We start from the raw sequence: 17,401 nt of genomic DNA, 5'->3' as shown, positions 1-17,401 counted from the left end.
ATGGGTCAACCGTTTGAGGACGTTGGGGGCGAGGCGGCCTGGATGACAGGGGCCGGGATGAAGCTCAGGCGCAGCACGAGAGGAATCAGCAACAGGGCGAGCACCCCTAGCACGCGGTAGGCATCGGCGATCGACAGCACCAGCGATTGCTGGCTGACGAGAGTCGTCAACTGCAGCGGCGCTGGTACTGAAGGCAAGGCGTTACCGGCCAGGGCGGCCTGGTCGAGCAACATCTCTGCGTGAAAGCGTCCACGCGTGATCATCAATTGCCCGACCAGCGCAGCGCCGGCCAGTGATCCGAAGGCACGCAACGTATTGATGGTGCCCGACACGTATGGCCCTTCGGCAGGCTGCACTACGCTGGTGATCAGGAACAGCATCGAGACGACGGCCATGGGTTGCCCCAGGGCTTGGAGCGCTTGCGCCAGCACGAACTGGTCGCGATTCCAGTCGCTGGTCAATTGCGCGCCACACAGGCACGCCAGGGCAATCAGGATCAACCCGGTGGCAAAGACGAGGCGGGCATCGATCCACTTCTGATAAAGAACCAGCGCAACCAAGGGGCCCAGCACTAACTGCGGCAGCGCGACGAGCAGGCCGATGGACGCCATCTGGTACGTCCGATATTGCTGTAGCGGGCCCAGATAGCTGGCGGGCAACAGGGAGCCGGACGTCAGCACCACGAGCAGGGAAAGGAATAACGTACAGCCCAGTCCGAGGTTGCGGCGCCCGAGAATCTGCAATTTGATGAACGGTGACGGGTGATACCACTCGGTCAATAGGTAAATCGCCAGCAGCGCCAGGCCTGCCGTCAGCGACGAAGCCACCAACGGCGACTCCAGCCAGTCCAGCCGTATGCCCTGGTCCAGGGCAACCGCTATCAGGCCCAGGCCGGGCACCGCGCAGGCCATGCCCAACCAGTTGGCTTGTCCGAAGCGGTGGGCCTGGACGGGCTCCTTCGGGAGCCCCCAGCCGATCAGTCCTGCAGCAAGGCAGGTCAGGGGAATGATCTGCCAGTACACCCAGCGCCAATCCTGCAAGCCATCCGTCCAGTAACCGGCGAGCCAGATGGACAGGTTGGGCGCGAACGTCGCAGTCATTGCGTACAACGCCAGTCCGTATAGCCGTATGGGAGGCGGCAAGAACTTCAGGGCGGCCATCATCAGCAACGGAATCGTCGTGCCACTGGCGATGCCTTGGGCGAAGCGCAGCGTCAGCAGCAGTTCCAGGTCGCGGACAAAGGGCAGCATCACGGCGAGCATCGTACAGGCAGCCAGCACCCAAAGTTCAAGACGACGGACCGAGAAGGTGACGGCGAACCATGCGGAAAAGGGCATGGCGATCAGCTCCCCGGCGCTGTAGGCCGTGGTGAGCCAGGAGGCGTCGTCCAGACCAAAGCCCAATGCGCCCCTCAAATCCGCGAGTGCCAGCGCGCCAACCCGGATGTTCAGTCCCGCCATCATCGCCGCGAGGAAAATCCCCAGCAAACCGATCAGTGGCCGTTTCGAGTCTGTTGCCTGAGGCAGTTGGCTGATGGCAACCGCCGCTGGCGACAAGGCCATGCCGTTCATCGAACCTGCTCCGGAGCCCAACCGCCACCCAGGGATTTATAGAGATTGACCACGGTGAGGGTGGCATTGGTCGTGCTGGCATTGAGGCGGGTCTGGCTGGCGAGCACATTGAGTTGCGCAGTGAGGACGCTGAGATAGTCGGCGGCGCCTTGTTCGTAACCCCGTTCGGCGGCGTGGAGTGCCTGCCTGTTCTGCTCGTATGAAACCAGCAGCTCGTCATGCTCGCGTTGTTGGGCAGCCCAGGCATCCAGGGCGTTGTCTATTTCATGCCAGGCTTGCAACACGGTCTGGCGATAGGCGAGCGCGGCAGCCTTTTGCTGTGATTCGGTCAAGGTCAGGCGCTGTTTCAAACGCCCGCCCTGGAAAATGGGCAAGTAGACCGTCGGCCCGACGGAGAACGTGCGCGAGTCCCAGCTGGTCAGGTCACCGCTGTTAAACGCTTCTACGCCGACCCGTCCTTTCAAGCCAATGCGTGGATAGAAATCAGCCTTTGCGACGCCGATGGCTGCCGTGGCGGCGTGCAGTTGCGCTTCGGCGCGCAGGATATCGGGACGCCGGTGGGCCAGTTCGGACGGCACGCCGAGCGGAACGCGCGTGGGCAGCGACGGCAGGGGCATGGCTTCGCGCAGCTGTGCATCGAGGGCGCGGGGTTGTTCGCCCAACAGCAGCGCGAGGGCATTCATCTGTGCGTTACGACGCTGGGCCAGTTCAGGCAACAGGGCCTTGACCGCTGCCAGTTGCGCGCGAGCGGAGGAGGTTTCGAAGCGTGTCGCCACGCCGTTGCGTTCGCGGCTTTCGGCCAGGGCCAGGGTGCGTTCGGCAACGGCCTGGTTCTGCCGGGCAATGTCCTGTTGCGCTTGGGTCCCGCGCAACTGCAAGTAGGTCCGCGCGACTTCGGCGGATAAGGCCACCCGCGCGGCTTCGCGATCATACAGCGTGGCCTCGACAGTCGCGGCCGCGCCTTCGCGCAGGCGCTGGGCGCGACCCCATAGATCGATTTCCCAACCGGCGTCGAAACCCAGTTGCCAGAAATTCTGCGGGGCGGTGGGGGCACCGAGCGCTGCGGACTTGCCGTTCTCGCTCAGGCCCTCACGGGCATAGCTGGCATTGGCGCCTACCTCCGGCAACAGTTGCGACGCGGCGATGCCCAGCTGAGCACGGCTTTGCTCGATGCGTTCGGACGCCATTTGCAGGTCGAGGTTTCCTTCCTGGGCCCTGGCCTGCAACTGAGTGAGCAAGCCATCGTTGAACAGTAGCCACCATTGCGCGGGCACTTCGCCCGACGTGGGAAAGGGGCCGGTATGCGCCTGGCGAGGCTCCAGTTGCGCAGCGTCCAGTCCGCCTTCAGGCCTGACAAAGTCCGGGCCGACCATGCAACCTGCCAGGCAAGCAGCGCCGAGTGCGGCAATGACGCCGCAGAAACGCCTGAAAAAGTGTTGAGGTAAATCATGAGAGCCCGACATAGCCTGTTCCCCGGAGCGTTGCACGCCGCTCGAATAGCGTCCGCGGTGGGGCGAAAAATCCAGAGCGGTGGTCTACACACCGCCAGTGCATGTTATGAGCGGGCTCCTCGGGGCGCACTTCTGCATCGGTTCAGCGAAACCATACGTGGGTGCAAGGGGGGTTATACGCAGGTATATCGAGGGCGAAAAAAAGCCGCCCAGACGGTCAATGGCGCTGACGCAGGGCACTGTCGATACACTCCAGCAACCTGTTGGCATCGCAGGGCTTGGGCAGGCAAGCGACCAACCCTGGAACATTGGCGGCCAGTTGGGGGTAAGCGGTAATGAACAGCGTGGGAATGCGCCAGCCTCTTTCAACCAGATGCCGATGCAACTCGATGCCACTCATGCGCGGCATCTGGATGTCGCAAACCAGGCAGTGCGTCTGCCCGGGCGCTTTAGCGTCGAGGAACTCCAAGGCTCCGGGATAGGTGCGCACGGCGTAACCGCTGGATCGCAACAGGTTATCGAGCGCCGCGCGAACGGATTCGTCGTCATCGACTACCGCAATCGTGGGTTTGTCCTGCAGGGGGGTAGCTGGCATGAGGATCGCTCGTAATGGCGCCTATCTTCACTTCACCATACGCGGTCCCGCCGGGTGCAAAAGTATACCTGTGTATACCTTGCTAAGACCAAAGGAGCGACGCTGGATACCCGGAGAGTAATGATCGCGGCGTAATTTCCAATAGACTGGCGCGGCATCGTCGACGGGCTTGGCGATCAATGGCCAGGTTGGTGGTCATCTGCGATCCGGAAAAATTTGGGAAGGAAACGGGCGAAGCGCTAATCTTGACGATGGCAACACGATCCGTCCCGGAACCCGACACGACGTTTTCCCGTCGAGTCGCCGGCGCAGCCATGGAAGCCGCATCAACGCGGCGGCATCGGCAATCGCGATATGACACTGGATGCCAGCTCGACGGCAGATGTGACAGAAACATACTTTTGCTCCAGTGCCGATGGATAAACAGCATGCAGACACAATGGGACGATGGCGAGCGTATCTTCACTCGGGAGCGACGCTCGGTGGGCGCAGGCGATGGCAGTGTCCTGGTGGCGCGGCCCGCCACGGCGCAACCTCGTCCGGACTGTCTCGACCGTCTCGCCCATGAGTTCGACTTGCGGGACGAGTTGGACGCCGCATGGTCGGCGAAGCCTGTGCAGCTGGTCCGTGAAGGCGCCCAGGTGCAACTGATGCTCAGCGACCCAGGCGGCTTGCCCCTGGTGCACTTGCTGACATCGCCCCTGGAAATCACCCGATTCTTGCAACTTGCAGTGAGCATCGCCGTGGCATTGGGCAAGCTTCATCAGCGCGGCCTGATCCATAAGGACATCAAGCCCAGCCACATCCTGGCCGATTGCGATGACGGACAGGCCAGGCTCACCGGGTTCGGCCTTGCGTCGCGCTTGCCTCGCGAGCGGCAGGCTCCTGAAACTCTGGCCGGCACGCTGGCCTACATGGCGCCCGAACAGACCGGAAAAATGAATCGCTCGATCGACGCGCGCAGCGATCTTTATTCCTTTGGTGTCACGCTTTACCAGATGTTGACCGGCTCGCTGCCATTCACTGCCTCTGATCCGATCGAATGGGTGCACTGCCATATCGCCAAACAACCCTTGTCGCCCAAAGAGCGGATCGAAACCATTCCCGAGGCGCTTTCCCGGATCGTCATGAAGCTGTTGGAAAAGACCGCCGAGGAGCGCTACCAGACGGCTGCGAGTGTCGAACACGACCTGCGCCAGTGCCTGGCGCAGTGGCGGCAAGGGCGGCGTATCGAGGCTTTTGCGCTGGGCGAGCAGGGCAGTTCCGACCGGTTGCTGATTCCAGAAAAACTCTATGGGCGAGAACGCGAAGTCCAGGCGCTGGTCGATGCGTTCGGCCGCGTCGTCGACAACGGCGTGGCGGAACTCGTTTTGGTGGCGGGCTATTCCGGTATCGGCAAGTCCTCGGTGGTCAATGAACTGCATAAGGTGCTCGTGCCGCCACGGGGACTGTTTGCCAGCGGTAAATTCGATCAATACCGACGGGATATTCCTTATTCAACGCTGGTTCAAGCGTTCCAGAGCCTGGTGCGCATGCTCTTGGGCAAGAGCGATGCCGAACTGGCCGGTTGGCGAGACGCATTGCAGGCGGCGTTGGGCCCTAACGCACGGCTGATGACGGACCTCATTCCCGAACTGCGGCTTATCCTCGGCGAGCCTCCTGCGGTCCCGATACTCGATCCTCAGCAGGAGCAGCGGCGCTTCCTGCTGGTGTTGCGGCGTTTCATCGGTGTGTTCGCCCGACGGGAGCATCCGCTCGCGCTGTTTCTCGACGATCTGCAATGGCTTGATGCGGCGACGCTGGATTTGCTGGACGACTTGTTGACCAGCGACGACGTCCGCTATCTGCTGCTGGTCGGGGCCTACCGCAGCAATGAGGTCGATGAGTCACATCCGCTGGCAGGCAAACTGAAGACGCTGCGTGACGCGGGAAAGGTCAGCGAGCTCACGCTGGCACCGCTTGCCAAGGGCCATATCGAGCAGTTGGTTGCCGAGGCACTGCACGATGAGCCGGCGCGTATCGAACCCCTGGCGCAGCTTGTGTTGGACAAGACCGCTGGCAACCCTTTCTTCGTCATTCAGTTCCTGCAGGCGCTCGCCGACGAGGGACTGTTGGCGTTCGATCACGGCGCTCGGCGTTGGTGGTGGGACCCGGACCGTATCCATGCCAAGGGCTATACCGACAATATCGTGGACCTGATGGTCGATAAGTTGGCCCGCCTGCCGGCAAACACACAACAAGCCCTGCAGCAGCTTGCCTGCCTGGGCAACGCCTGTGGGCTCAAGTCGCTGGCGATCGTGCTGGAAATCCCCAGGACGCAAATCCGAGCGGTTTTCTGGGAGGCGATTCGCCAGGAATTGGTCGAGCGGCGCGACGGTGCGTACGGGTTTGTCCATGACCGCATCCATGAAGCCGCCTATTCGATGATTCCTGTCGACTTACGCCCCCAGCTGCATTTGAAAATTGGCCGAACGTTGGCCAGACAAACATCCTCCCAGGCGCGTGATGAAGTGATTTTCGACATCGTGGGTCAGCTCAACCTCGGCGCCGCGTTGCTCACGGACCCTGCCGAGCGCGAGGAGCTGGCGGCGCTCAACCTGCTGGCCGGCCAACGGGCCAAGGCGTCAACGGCCTATGCGTCGGCACTCAACTATCTGAGCATCGGGGTCCGGCTGTTGGGCGACGACTGTTGGGCACATCGACACGGGCTTGTTTTCGCCCTGGAACTGAACCGGGCCGAATGTGAGTTCCTGACCGGCCAGCTCGCGGTCGCCGACGAGCGCCTGACGATGTTGTCGGACCGTGCCGTGACGTTGAGTGAGCGCGCCAGTGTCGCGTGTTTGATGATGGACGTGTATTTGCTCATGGACCGCAGCGATGGCGCGGTCGCGGTCTGTCTCGCCTACCTGCGGCACGTCGGTATCCAATGGTCCTCCCAGCCGAGCGACGAGGCGGTGCGCGAGGAATACGACCGGATCGGAACGCTGCTGGAGGGCCGCGCAATCGAGGACCTCATCGACTTGCCGATCATGGAAGACGCGACGTCGCTGGAAACCGTCAATGCGCTGGGCAAGCTGTTCGCCCCAGCCTTGCAAAGTGACGCAAACCTGGCGGACTTGTTGATCTGCAAGGCGATTACCCTCAGTCTGGAACGGGGCAACTGTGATGCTTCATGCGTGCTCTACGCCAACCTGTTCAGGGTCGCGGGGCGGCGCTTTGGTGACTATGAGGTCGGCTTCCGATTTGGCCAGCTTGGCTGCGACCTGGTCGAACAGCGTGGCCTGAAAAGGTTCGAGGCCAGCACCTATCTGTGTTTCTCATGCTTCGCGGTGCGCTGGATGCGGCCCGTGGGCGAATGCCGCGACCTGTTGCGTCGTTCGTTTGCGGCGGCGAACCGGATCGGCGACCTGCCGTATGGCGCCTATGCGGGTAATAACCTCACCGCGGACCTGCTCTTTGCTGGCGAGTCGCTGGCCGAAGTGCAAGGGGAGGCTGAACGAGGGTTGGCATATGCCAAGAAGGTGCAGTTCGGGCTGGTGACTGACTTTATCGTCACCCAATTGCTGTTGATCCGGATGCTCCGAGGGCAGACGCCAACCTTCGGCCGTCTGGACGATGACGGGCAGGACGAGCCAACGACGGAAACCCTTTTGTCCGGCAATCCCGACCTGGTCCTCGCCGAATGCCTGTACTGGGTGCGCAAGCTGCAGGCCCGCTACATGGCCGATGAGCCTTTAGCGGCATTGGCCGCCGCCGAAAAGGCGCAGCGGTTGCTCTGGGTTTGCCAAGCGTTTTTTGAAGAGGCCGAATTCCATTTTTTTGCAGCCCTGGCCCATGCTGCCGTCTGCGCCGACGCCCCTGCGCATGAGCAGGGGCAACACGTGAACGCGATGATGGCGGCGCATCAACAGCTCCAGGCCTGGGCGCAACAGTGCCCGGACAACTTCGCGAGCCGCGCCGCACTGGTGGGGGCGGAGATTGCCCGCGTCGAAGGGCGCCTGATCGAAGCCGAGTTGCTCTATGAACACGCCATGGAGGCCGCCCGGGAAAGCGGTTTTATGCCTATCGAGGCGCTGGCCAACGAACGGGCTTCACGGTTCTATGCCGGGCGCGGCCTGGAGAAAATCGCTCGCATGTACATGCAGGATGCCCGCTATGGCTATCTGCGCTGGGGGGCTGATGGCAAGGTTCGTCAGCTTGAAGCCCGATACCCATGGCTGAGGGATAAGGAGCCCGCGCCCGATCCGGCCTCGACGATGGCCACGCCCGTGCAGCAGCTGGATATCGCGACCGTCCTGAAAGTCTCCCAGGCCGTGTCGGGTGAAATCGTCCTGGAAAAGCTGATTGATCGGGTCATGGCCACGGCCATCGAACAGGCCGGCGCCGAACGCGGCTTGTTGATCCTGGCCGGCGACGGTGGGCACCGGATCGCAGCGCAAGCGACGACGGGCGGCAACACCTTGCAACTGCATGATATCCCGGTCAGTCCGGAGCTGTTGCCGGAGTCGATTCTTTACCATGTGCTGCGAACCCAGGAGAGTGTTTTTCTTGACGACGCCACGGCGCCGGTCGCCGCGCCGTTTGCCACCGATCCCTACCTGCTTGAGCGGCGCGTGCGTTCGGTGCTCTGCCTGCCGCTGATCAACCAGGCCACGCTCGTCGGCGTGCTCTACCTGGAAAACAGCCTTGCCGCCCACGTATTCAGTCCGACGCGTATCGCCATCTTGAACCTGGTGGCGTCCCGTGCGGCCATCTCATTGGAAAATGCCCGTTTGTATCGTGAGGTGGCCGAGCGCGAAGCGAAAATCCGGCGCCTCGTCGATGCCAATATCATCGGAATTCTCGTGTGGAATGCCGAGGGCGACATCATTGAAGCCAATGACGCTTTCCTGCGCATGGTGGGTTACGAGCGAGAGGACCTGGTCTCCGGTCGCCTGCGCTGGCGGGACCTGACGGTGCCCGAGTATCGAGAGTTGAGCGAGCGCTCATTGGCCCAGGCCCTGCTGACCGGACAGGCCTGTCCGTACGAGAAGGAATATTGGCGCAAGGATGGCAGTCGTCTGCCGGTCATCGTTGGCCTGGCCGTGTTCGAAGCGGGCAGTGGGGAAGGCGTGGCCTTTGTATTGGACCTGACCGAGCGCAGGCAGGCGGAGGAAAAAATCCGTGAAAGTGAACGCTGCTATCGCGAGGTGCAGACGGAGCTGGCGCATGCGAACAGGGTAGCGACCATGGGGCAGTTGGTCGCCTCGATTGCCCATGAAGTCAATCAGCCGATTGCCGCGACCATCCTCAATGCCGACGCCGCGTTGCGTTGGCTCAATGCCCAGCCACCCGAGATCGAGGAGGTCAGGCAAATACTGGGACACCTGGTCCTGGACGCCAATCGGGCCGCTGACGTGCTGGGACGGATTCGCCAGCATATCCGCAAGGCGCCGCCACAGAAGGGGCCCGTGGACATCAACGCGGCGATTGAGGAGATGATCGAGTTCAGCCGATTTCAGATCATCAAGAGCGGCGCTTCGATACAAACACAGCTGGCCGACGCCTTGCCTTCCATCGAGGGCGATCGCGTGGAGTTGCAGCAAGTGTTGCTCAACCTGATCATGAACGCGCTGGAGGCCATGGCCGGGGTCGATGAAGGCGATCGGCACCTGCTGATCTGCTCCGCGCGGGATGATGATGGATACGTCAGGGTGACGGTGAGCGATTCGGGACCGGGTTTCGCCCCGGAATGCACGGAGCAGGTGTTTACGTCGTTCTACACCACCAAACCTACCGGGCTCGGGCTGGGTTTATCCATCTGCCGATCGATCATCGAGGCCCATGGTGGCTGCTTGACAGCCGGTGCCAATCCACCCCGTGGTGCCACGGTGGAGTTCACGCTGCCCATCCAACGCTGCTGAACGCCTGAAGCCCTAATACCTAGGTTTACCGACCGCATATCAATCGATCAGCGAAGCAATCCCTTGTACAAATGATCCCCGCCAACCCGCGCGATAGATTGATCGCACGGGTTGCGGAGTATCTGGCAATGAAACTGACAGCCATCGTAGCGGATGAGTTTTCATCCCTTCGTTCAATCGTGCTTATTTGCCTGGCGCTGATCACTACGAATGTTTTCTATCGTTTGAGCGTGTCCATGTCGTCAGGTTGCCTGTCCTTGGAGCCTCGCCAGTACGCTGGGCGGCCCGGCGCATTGGCGAATGTCCCGTTGGAGCCGGTCGATGTCATGGCCGTCGACCAGGTGCCGTTGGGTGCGCACCTGGTGAGCCCGTGCCGGTTCTATCTGCATCACGGCATTTACCTGGGCGATGGAAAAGTCGCCCACTATTCAGGGCTCGGCGGCTCGCTGAAGGCGGGACCGATTGAAGTCACCGGTCTTGAACGTTTTGCCAGTGGCAAGCCCCTCTGGATAGTTCGCGAGGCTGGTCAGTATCGTGCCGATGAAATTGTCCATCGGGCGCGTTCGAGATTGGGAGAAAACCAGTACCGGCTGTTCTCCAACAACTGCGAACATTTCTGCACCTGGTGCCTGACCGGGAAAAGCTACAGTGTGCAACTCAATGCTTGCTGGCGTCGTCCACGGGAGTTTTTTGCATCGATCACGGCCTTGGGAGACAACTTCGTCGCGTAGCGCCTGGATCAGGCGTGGCACGCGTTGGGGCTGAAGGCCCTGTGCTAGACTTTTTTGTCCATTACACGAGGGGAACGTGCATGAGCGGCAACTCCAAATCCAATGAGCCGGGCAGCGACAGTTCCGTAGTGTTCGTCATCGATGATGACGCCTCCATTCGCAATGCGCTGAGCAATCTCCTGCGCTCTGTTGGCATGCCCGTCGAGACGTTCGCCTCCACCGCAGAGTTTCTCCAGCGGCCCCAGTCCGACGGTGCCAGTTGCCTGGTGCTCGATGTCCGATTGCAGGGCAGCAGCGGACTGGATTTCCAGCGCCAGTTGGCGGCATCGAATATCAGGATTCCCATCATCTTTATCACCGGTCACGGCGACATTGAAATGTCCGTCAAGGCGATGAAAGCCGGTGCCATGGATTTCCTGGCCAAACCTTTTCGCGAACAGGACTTGCTGGACGCCGTCTCAGCGGCACTCCAGGCCGACGTCAAGCGAAGGGAAGTAGAGCAGCAACTTTCAGGCCTGCACGCCCGTTACCAGACACTGACGGCCCGCGAGAAAGAAGTCATGGCCCTGGCGGCCAAGGGACTGATGAACAAGCAGATCGCCGGGCAGATGAACCTGAGCGAGATCACCGTGAAAATCCATCGCGCCCACGCCATGAAAAAAATGCATGCCAAGTCGTTCGCCGACTTGGTGCGAATGGCTGAAACCCTCGGCGCAGAGCCTGCTTGACGGGCCAAACGCCATTACTCGTTGGCGAAATCAGGCAAAAAGGCGGCGCTCACAGGTAACTGACTCGGGCGTGTAGGCGGGTAACGTGGCTCAACGGTTTACCGCAGAGCCAACTTCACGAGGGATTGGATCAGACATCCAGGGTGTGCCGCTTTCAGGAGGAGCGAAAACCAACCAGCACCGACAGTCCCTCGACACGCCTCACTGTCGATAAGAGAACAACAATGACCAGCCCGACCTTCAAGGATTCGAACGGCCACCTGGCGCAGGGCTTCAAGCCTCGTCACGTCACCATGCTTTCAATTGCCGGGATTATCGGCGCAGGCCTGTTTGTCGGATCGGGCCATGCCATCGCCGCCGCAGGCCCCGCCGTGATGCTGGCGTATCTTTTTTCCGGCCTGCTGGTGGTGCTCGTCATGCGCATGCTCGGCGAGATGGCGGTGGCGCGGCCGGATACCGGCTCCTTTTCCACCTACGCCGACCAGGCGATCGGGCGCTGGGCCGGCTTCACCATCGGTTGGCTGTATTGGTGGTTCTGGGTACTGGTGATTCCCATCGAGGCACTGGCCGCCGGTCATGTGCTGAACCAATGGTTTCCCTCCGTCGATGCGTGGCTGTTCGCTTCGGTGTCGATCATCGCCTTGGCGGTGACGAACCTGTTCAGCGTCTCCAAATACGGTGAATTCGAGTTCTGGTTCGCCATGGCCAAGGTGGTGGCGATCATCGGTTTCATCTCCCTGGGCTTCGCGGTCTTGATGGGCTGGATTCCCGAGCGCGAGGCCAGCGGCTTGAGTCGCTTGATGGACGAATATGGCGGCTTCGCGCCCAATGGCTTGTCTGCCGTGGTCGGAGCCTTCATCACCATCATGTTCAGCTTCATCGGCACGGAAGCGGTGACCATTGCTGCCGCCGAATCCAGCAACCCCGCGCAGAACATTGCCAAGGCCACCCGCTCGGTGATCTGGCGTATCGGCGTTTTCTACCTGCTGTCGATCTTCGTGGTTATTTCCGTGGTGCCGTGGAACGATCCGCAGTTGGCGTCGGTGGGTTCCTATCAAAGGGCCTTGGAACTGATGAACATTCCCCATGCCAAGTTCATGGTAGACGTGGTGGTGCTGATCGCCGTGGCCAGTTGCATGAACTCCTCGATCTACATCGCCTCGCGCATGCTCTATTCCCTGGGCCGGCGAGGCGATGCGCCGAAGGCGGCGGAAGTGACCTCGGCCGCTGGGGTACCCAGGGCCGCAGTGATTGCCAGTACGGTGTTGGGGTTGGGCATCACCGTGTTCAGCTATTTCATGCCGGCCGGGTTGTTCCAGTTCCTGCTCGCCAGCTCCGGCGCCATCGCGTTGCTGGTGTACCTGGCGATCGCCGTGTCGCAGTTGCGCATGCGCCGCAAGCTGGTCCGGCAAGGCGTCGAGCTGGGCTTTCGCATGTGGTTGTTCCCGTGGCTCACCTGGGCGGTGATCGTGTTCATCTGCGCGGCCCTGGCGGTGATGATGGTAACGCCCGAGCACCGCAGCGAGGTGAGCACCACCCTTGGCCTGGCCTTGGTCATTTCCTTTATCGGCCTGGTGACGGCGCGGCAATCGGCGCAGCCTGAAGAAGCGGTGTCCCTGGGTTAACACTACAAACCCGTGGGAGCGAGCTTGCTCGCGATAGCGGTGTGGCAGTCAAATCCCAGCCACTGACCCGACGCCATCGTCGGATCGCCGCCCGGAGCAAGCTCGCTCCCACAGGGACCTGCGTCTCATCCCCTCGTTTTTCACCGTCCCCCGAAAATCCCTCATTCCCCTCTGGCACTTACCTTTGGCAGCGTTGTCAGTAGTTGGCGCTCGTACGGGTGGAGTTCGCCACAGATGGCGACAATGTCAGCAGGATGACGCTCTTTTTTTGACGCCTTCGGGCTAATGACTCGCATGGATTGCATCGGGACGGTTATTTCTTTTGCGGGTTGACACTCTATGGGTTTGCTCCTTGATCCACGGCACGACATCGACGCCGCATTGTTGAGCTATCGCCGGGTGTTCTGGTCCCTGGCGTTGTTCAGTGGCGTGATCAATCTGCTGGTGCTGGTGCCGTCGCTCTACATGATGCAGGTCTACGACCGGGTCCTCACCAGTCGCAACGAAACCACGCTGTTCATGCTGACCTTGATCGCCCTCGGGCTGTTCATGTTCAGTGCGCTGATCGAGTGGGTGCGCGGCGAGGTGATGATCCGCATGAGCGCCGGGTTGGACGACGCCTTGGGCGAGCGGATCTTCGACGCGGCGTTTGCCCGCAGCCTGCGCGAGCACAACGCCAACCCGGCGCAAGTGCTCACCGACCTTGCCACCTTGCGACAACTGATCACCGGCCAGGGCCTGATCGCCTTGCTCGATGCGCCGTGGCTGCCGATCTTCCTGCTGGTGGCGTTCATCTTCCACCCGTGGTTCGGCGTGCTGACCCTGGTGCTCGCGTTGACGCTGATCGGCCTGGCGCTGTGGGGCGAACTGGCGACCCGAGGGCGCCTGGGGGAGGCCAACCGGCTGGGGGTGCAGTCGTCGATCTACGTCAACAGCACGCTGCAGAACGCCGAAGTCATCCAGGCCCTGGGCATGCTCGGGCCGCTACGCCAGCGTTGGAGCCTGTTGCAACAACGCATCATTGCGGCGCAGGCCCACGCCAGCGATCGCGGTGCGCGCATCACCTCGGCGACGCGGTTCGTGCGGATTTCCGGGCAATCCCTGGCCTTGGGATTGGGCGCGCTCCTGGTGCTCGAAGGGCAGTTGTCGGCGGGGATGATGATCGCCATGTCGTTGCTGTTGGGGCGTGCCCTGGCGCCGGTGGAAATCGCCATCGGCTCGTGGAAGCAATTCAACAGCGGCCGCCAGAGCTACCAGCGCCTGAGCCAACTGTTGGCGCAACACCCCCGTGATCGCTTGCGCATGCCATTGCCGCCACCCACCGGCGCGCTGCGCCTGGAGCAAGTGTATGTGGGGCCGCCCGGGGCTTCGCAGCCGATTTTGCGGGGCATCAATTTCAGCCTGGGCAAGGGCGAAGTGCTCGCGGTGGTCGGCCCCAGTGCCAGCGGCAAGTCGACCTTGGCTCGCGCGTTGGTGGGCGTGTGGCCGGCCATCGGTGGATCGGTGCGCCTGGACGATGCCGAGATCAGCCAGTGGTCCCATGATGCGCTGGGGCCGTACCTCGGCTATCTGCCCCAGGACATCGAGCTGTTCGATGGCAGCGTCGCCGACAACATCGCCCGTTTCGGCGAGCAGGACGCCGACAAGATCATCGCCGCCAGCCGCCACGCGGGCATCCACGAAATGATCCTGCGCTTCCCCAAGGGTTACGACACGCCGCTGGGGCCTGGTGGACTTGGCCTGTCCGGCGGGCAGAAGCAACGCCTGGGCCTGGCCCGCGCGCTGTATGGCAGCCCGTCGCTGATCGTGCTCGACGAACCCAATTCCAATCTGGATGAAGCCGGCGAACTGGCGCTGGTGCAGGCCATCGGCGTGCTCAAGGCTGCCGGCAGTACCGTGGTGTTGATCACCCATCGGCCCAACGTGCTGGCAGTGGTCGATCACATCCTCGTGCTGAAGGACGGTACTCAACAAGCGTTCGGGCCGCGGGACCGGGTGCTCAAGGCGCTGATGCCGGGACCGAGGCCGGCGGCTGTGCGGGAGGCAAGCAAGGATGCGTGATTTGAAATCGGCCGCACCGGCCCACGGTGAGCATGGCCTGAGTGTGCTCAGCAGCAACACATTGCCCAGCGCCAGCACCGATGCGGGCGGGGCGGCGCGCTACGGCGTGGTGTTCCTCGCCCTGGCCCTTGGCGGCTTTCTGCTTTGGGCGTGCCTGGCACCGCTCGACCAAGGCGTGGTGGGCAGCGGCACCGTGGTGGTGGCGGGTGAACGCAAGGCCGTGCAGTCGCTGGTTGGTGGGGTCGTGGAAAAACTGCTGGTCAGTGACGGTGACCGCGTCAGCCAAGGGCAATTGTTGGTGCAGCTCAACACGGTGCAGGCGCAATCGCAGCTGGACGTGACCCTTGGCAAACTGCTCAACGATCGCAGCATCGAGGCGCGGTTGATGGCCGAGCGTTTGGGCGCCGATGACATCCAGTGGCCGCAGCAATTGCTGGAGCGCGCTGACGAGCCCCGCGTCAAGGCGGCCATGGCCCTCCAGAGCCAACTGTTCCTGACCCGTCGCGCCGAGCTCGGCAGTCGCTTGCAGATCATCGAGCATGAAATCGGCGCCTTGCAGCAGCAGTTGCAGGGCTATGAAGGCGTCAAGCGCAACTACGATGCGCAGATGCGGTTCCAGCAGCAGGAACTCGTCGGCCTGCGTGACCTGGCCCGGGAGGGCTACGTGCCGCGCAACAAGCTCTTCGAGGCCGAGCGCAATGCGGCGCAACTGGCCGGGCAGATCGCCTCGGGTGTCGGTGATGTCGGCCGCACGCGCCAGGCCATCAATGAAAGTCGGCTCAAGGCCTTGCAGGCGCAGCAGGAGTTCCGGCGTGATGCTGAAACCCAGCTCAGCGAGGTGTCGGCCGAGGCCGCGGGGTATGCCGATCAGATCCGAGCCTTGCAGTTCGAAGTCGACAATGGCGCGATCCGCGCGCCCGTGGCGGGGCAGGTCATGGACTTGGCCATCCACACGGTGGGCGGTGTTGCCCAGGCCGGACAGACCTTGATGCAGGTAGTGCCACTGGACGCGCCGATGGCGATCACCGCGCGTTTCGAGCCGCTGATGGCCAACAAACTGCGCCCCGGTTTGCCGGTGCATGTGCATTTCACCGCGCTGCAACGGGTGGACACGCCGACCGTGACCGGCACGGTCACCACCGTGTCGGCGGATCAGTTGATCGACCAGCAGACGCACCAGCCGTACTTCTCCGCCAAGGTCGAGATTCCCGCCGAGACCGTTGTCTCGCTGCAGGACGCCGGGCTGCTGGTGCGTCCGGGGATGCTCGCCGACGTCACCGTGGTGACGGGTGAACGGACCTTGATGAATTACCTGATGAAACCGTTGCGCGAACGCTTGCTGGCTGCCTTCAAAGAGGAATGAGCATGACCGACCGTTGCCGTTACGGCGTCCGTGTGCTGTTGAGCTTGTGCACCAGTTGGGCGGTGATCGGCCCGGCCTGGGCGGCCGAGGGTGGGCTGAGCCTGACGGCCGCCTATGACGCTTCGCGCCTCAACGACCCGACCTTGCAAACCGCGACCCATGCCTTCGACGCGTCGCGCCAGGAAGAGGCGATTGGTCGGGGTGGGCTTTATCCGCAGGTGTCGTTGTCGTCGCGCTATGGGTATGGCGGGCGTACCGATGGCGGTGACGACCGCAGCTATGTCAACAGCAACGACTACCAGGCGAACAGCGTGACGTTGGCGGCGCAGCAACCGCTCTATGACAAGGGGCGCTGGGCGGCCTATCAAGAAGGCAAGGCGCGGGGCGCGCTGGGCAGCCAGCAGTTCGACGTGGCCGGCCAGGCCTTGTTCGATCGGGTCGCCAAGGGCTATTTCGATGTCGCCCGTGCCGAGAACGAACTCAAGCTGATCGCCCAGCAAAAAGCCGCGATCCGTGGCTTGGTCGTCCAGAGCAAAAAACTCTATGAGGGCGGCCAAGGGGCGATCACCGACATCGACGAAGCCCAGGCCCGGCTCGATCTGGTGGAGGCCCAGGAAACCGAAGCCCAGGCCCGTCGCGTGGCGGCGTTGCGGGCGCTGTCCGGGCGGGCGAGCGTGCCCATCGACGACATCCAGCCGATGCGCGAAGAGTTGCCCGCCGGCACGCCTATCCCGCCGGAGCAGGATTTGCCGTACTGGACGGCGATCGCCCGTGAAGCCAGCCCTGAATTGGCGGCGCGGTTGGCGGCCGTGAAAGTCGCCGAGGCCCAGGCCGACAGCCAGCGGGCCGGGCACTATCCGACGCTGTCGCTGACCACGCAGTTGACCCGCCGGGAAACCCGCCAGTACCAGGAACTCGATCCGCGCCAGGACTCGTACTACGTTGGGGTGCAGCTGGACATTCCGCTGTATCGCGGCGGCGCGGTGCGCGCTTCGGTGGCCAAGGCCGAGGCGCAACTGGCCGGCGCCCAGTCCGACTACGACGTGCAGCGTCAGCAATTGGCCGAGTCCATCGAGACCGATTACCTGGGCGTGGTGGCGGGGTTCGCCAAGAGCAAGGCCATGCAACGGGCGGTGGAGTCCAACCAGCGGGCGCTGACCTCTACCGAAAAGGGTTTCCAGGGCGGCGTGCGTTCGACCGTCGACATCCTCGATGCCCAGCAACGACTCTTCCAGGCCCGCCGGGATTTGCTCAGCACCAAGCTGGACATGCTGCAAAGCTACGTGAGCCTGCACACCCACACGGGCCAGATGAACCGCGCGGTGCTGGAACAGGTGCAAAGTTTGTTCTGAGAGCAAGGTGCGGGAACAGAT

Annotated in this window: 10 protein-coding genes; 7 read left to right on the top strand and 3 right to left on the bottom strand. The window is 62.5% G+C overall.

Translation table 11 applies throughout. From position 1 onward, the window contains the following. Positions 1-5: 5 nt before the first annotated feature. The 3 genes from Q7C33_RS15200 to Q7C33_RS15190 form a co-directional block, all read right to left on the bottom strand. Positions 6-1,571: an MFS transporter gene (locus tag Q7C33_RS15200; protein ID WP_407683684.1), complete on the bottom strand. Its 1,566-nt coding sequence runs from the start codon at positions 1,569-1,571 to the stop codon at positions 6-8. Further along, positions 1,568-3,034, bottom strand: coding sequence for an efflux transporter outer membrane subunit (locus tag Q7C33_RS15195; RefSeq protein ID WP_407683683.1), 1,467 nt, complete (start codon positions 3,032-3,034; stop codon positions 1,568-1,570). The genes Q7C33_RS15200 and Q7C33_RS15195 overlap by 4 nt, the downstream gene beginning before the upstream one ends. 205 nt (positions 3,035-3,239) lie before the next feature. Continuing rightward, positions 3,240-3,617 (bottom strand): response regulator transcription factor, encoded by a 378-nt coding sequence (locus Q7C33_RS15190; protein WP_407683682.1) that lies wholly within the window; start codon positions 3,615-3,617, stop codon positions 3,240-3,242. 428 nt (positions 3,618-4,045) lie between these two features. Here Q7C33_RS15190 and Q7C33_RS15185 point away from each other — a divergent pair, with 428 nt between their 5' ends. From Q7C33_RS15185 to Q7C33_RS15155, 7 genes are all read left to right on the top strand, one after another. Further along, positions 4,046-9,520 carry a trifunctional serine/threonine-protein kinase/ATP-binding protein/sensor histidine kinase gene (locus Q7C33_RS15185; RefSeq protein ID WP_407683681.1) on the top strand — a complete coding sequence of 1,825 codons (5,475 nt, stop codon included), beginning with the start codon at positions 4,046-4,048 and terminating at the stop codon, positions 9,518-9,520. Between the two features lie 128 nt (positions 9,521-9,648). After that, a complete protein-coding gene (locus tag Q7C33_RS15180) occupies positions 9,649-10,251 on the top strand; it encodes a lecithin retinol acyltransferase family protein (protein ID WP_407683680.1) in 603 nt (200 codons plus the stop codon). An 80-nt stretch (positions 10,252-10,331) separates the two neighbouring features. Further along, entirely contained in the window at positions 10,332-10,979 is a 648-nt protein-coding gene (locus Q7C33_RS15175) for a response regulator transcription factor (RefSeq protein WP_407683679.1), read from the top strand. Positions 10,980-11,203: 224 nt separating this feature from the next. After that, positions 11,204-12,604, top strand: a complete 1,401-nt coding sequence (locus Q7C33_RS15170) for an amino acid permease (RefSeq protein ID WP_198797360.1) — start codon at positions 11,204-11,206, stop codon at positions 12,602-12,604. Between the two features lie 339 nt (positions 12,605-12,943). Then, complete coding sequence (locus Q7C33_RS15165) at positions 12,944-14,665, top strand: type I secretion system permease/ATPase (RefSeq protein WP_217859382.1); 1,722 nt, start codon at positions 12,944-12,946, stop codon at positions 14,663-14,665. After that, complete coding sequence (locus Q7C33_RS15160; protein ID WP_258650873.1) at positions 14,658-16,028, top strand: HlyD family type I secretion periplasmic adaptor subunit; 1,371 nt, start codon at positions 14,658-14,660, stop codon at positions 16,026-16,028. Before Q7C33_RS15165 ends, Q7C33_RS15160 begins: the two co-directional genes overlap by 8 nt. Before the next feature lie 2 nt (positions 16,029-16,030). Next, positions 16,031-17,380, top strand: a complete 1,350-nt coding sequence (locus tag Q7C33_RS15155) for a TolC family outer membrane protein (RefSeq protein ID WP_030138785.1) — start codon at positions 16,031-16,033, stop codon at positions 17,378-17,380. The last annotated feature ends 21 nt before the right edge of the window (positions 17,381-17,401 follow it).

Origin of the sequence: Pseudomonas sp. BP11-1-1, assembly GCF_052112105.1 — a bacterium.
Classification (GTDB): Bacteria; Pseudomonadota; Gammaproteobacteria; order Pseudomonadales; family Pseudomonadaceae; genus Aquipseudomonas; species Aquipseudomonas alvandae.
Note: the sequence above shows the minus strand (reverse complement) of the source record. Positions and strands in the feature narration are given on the sequence as shown.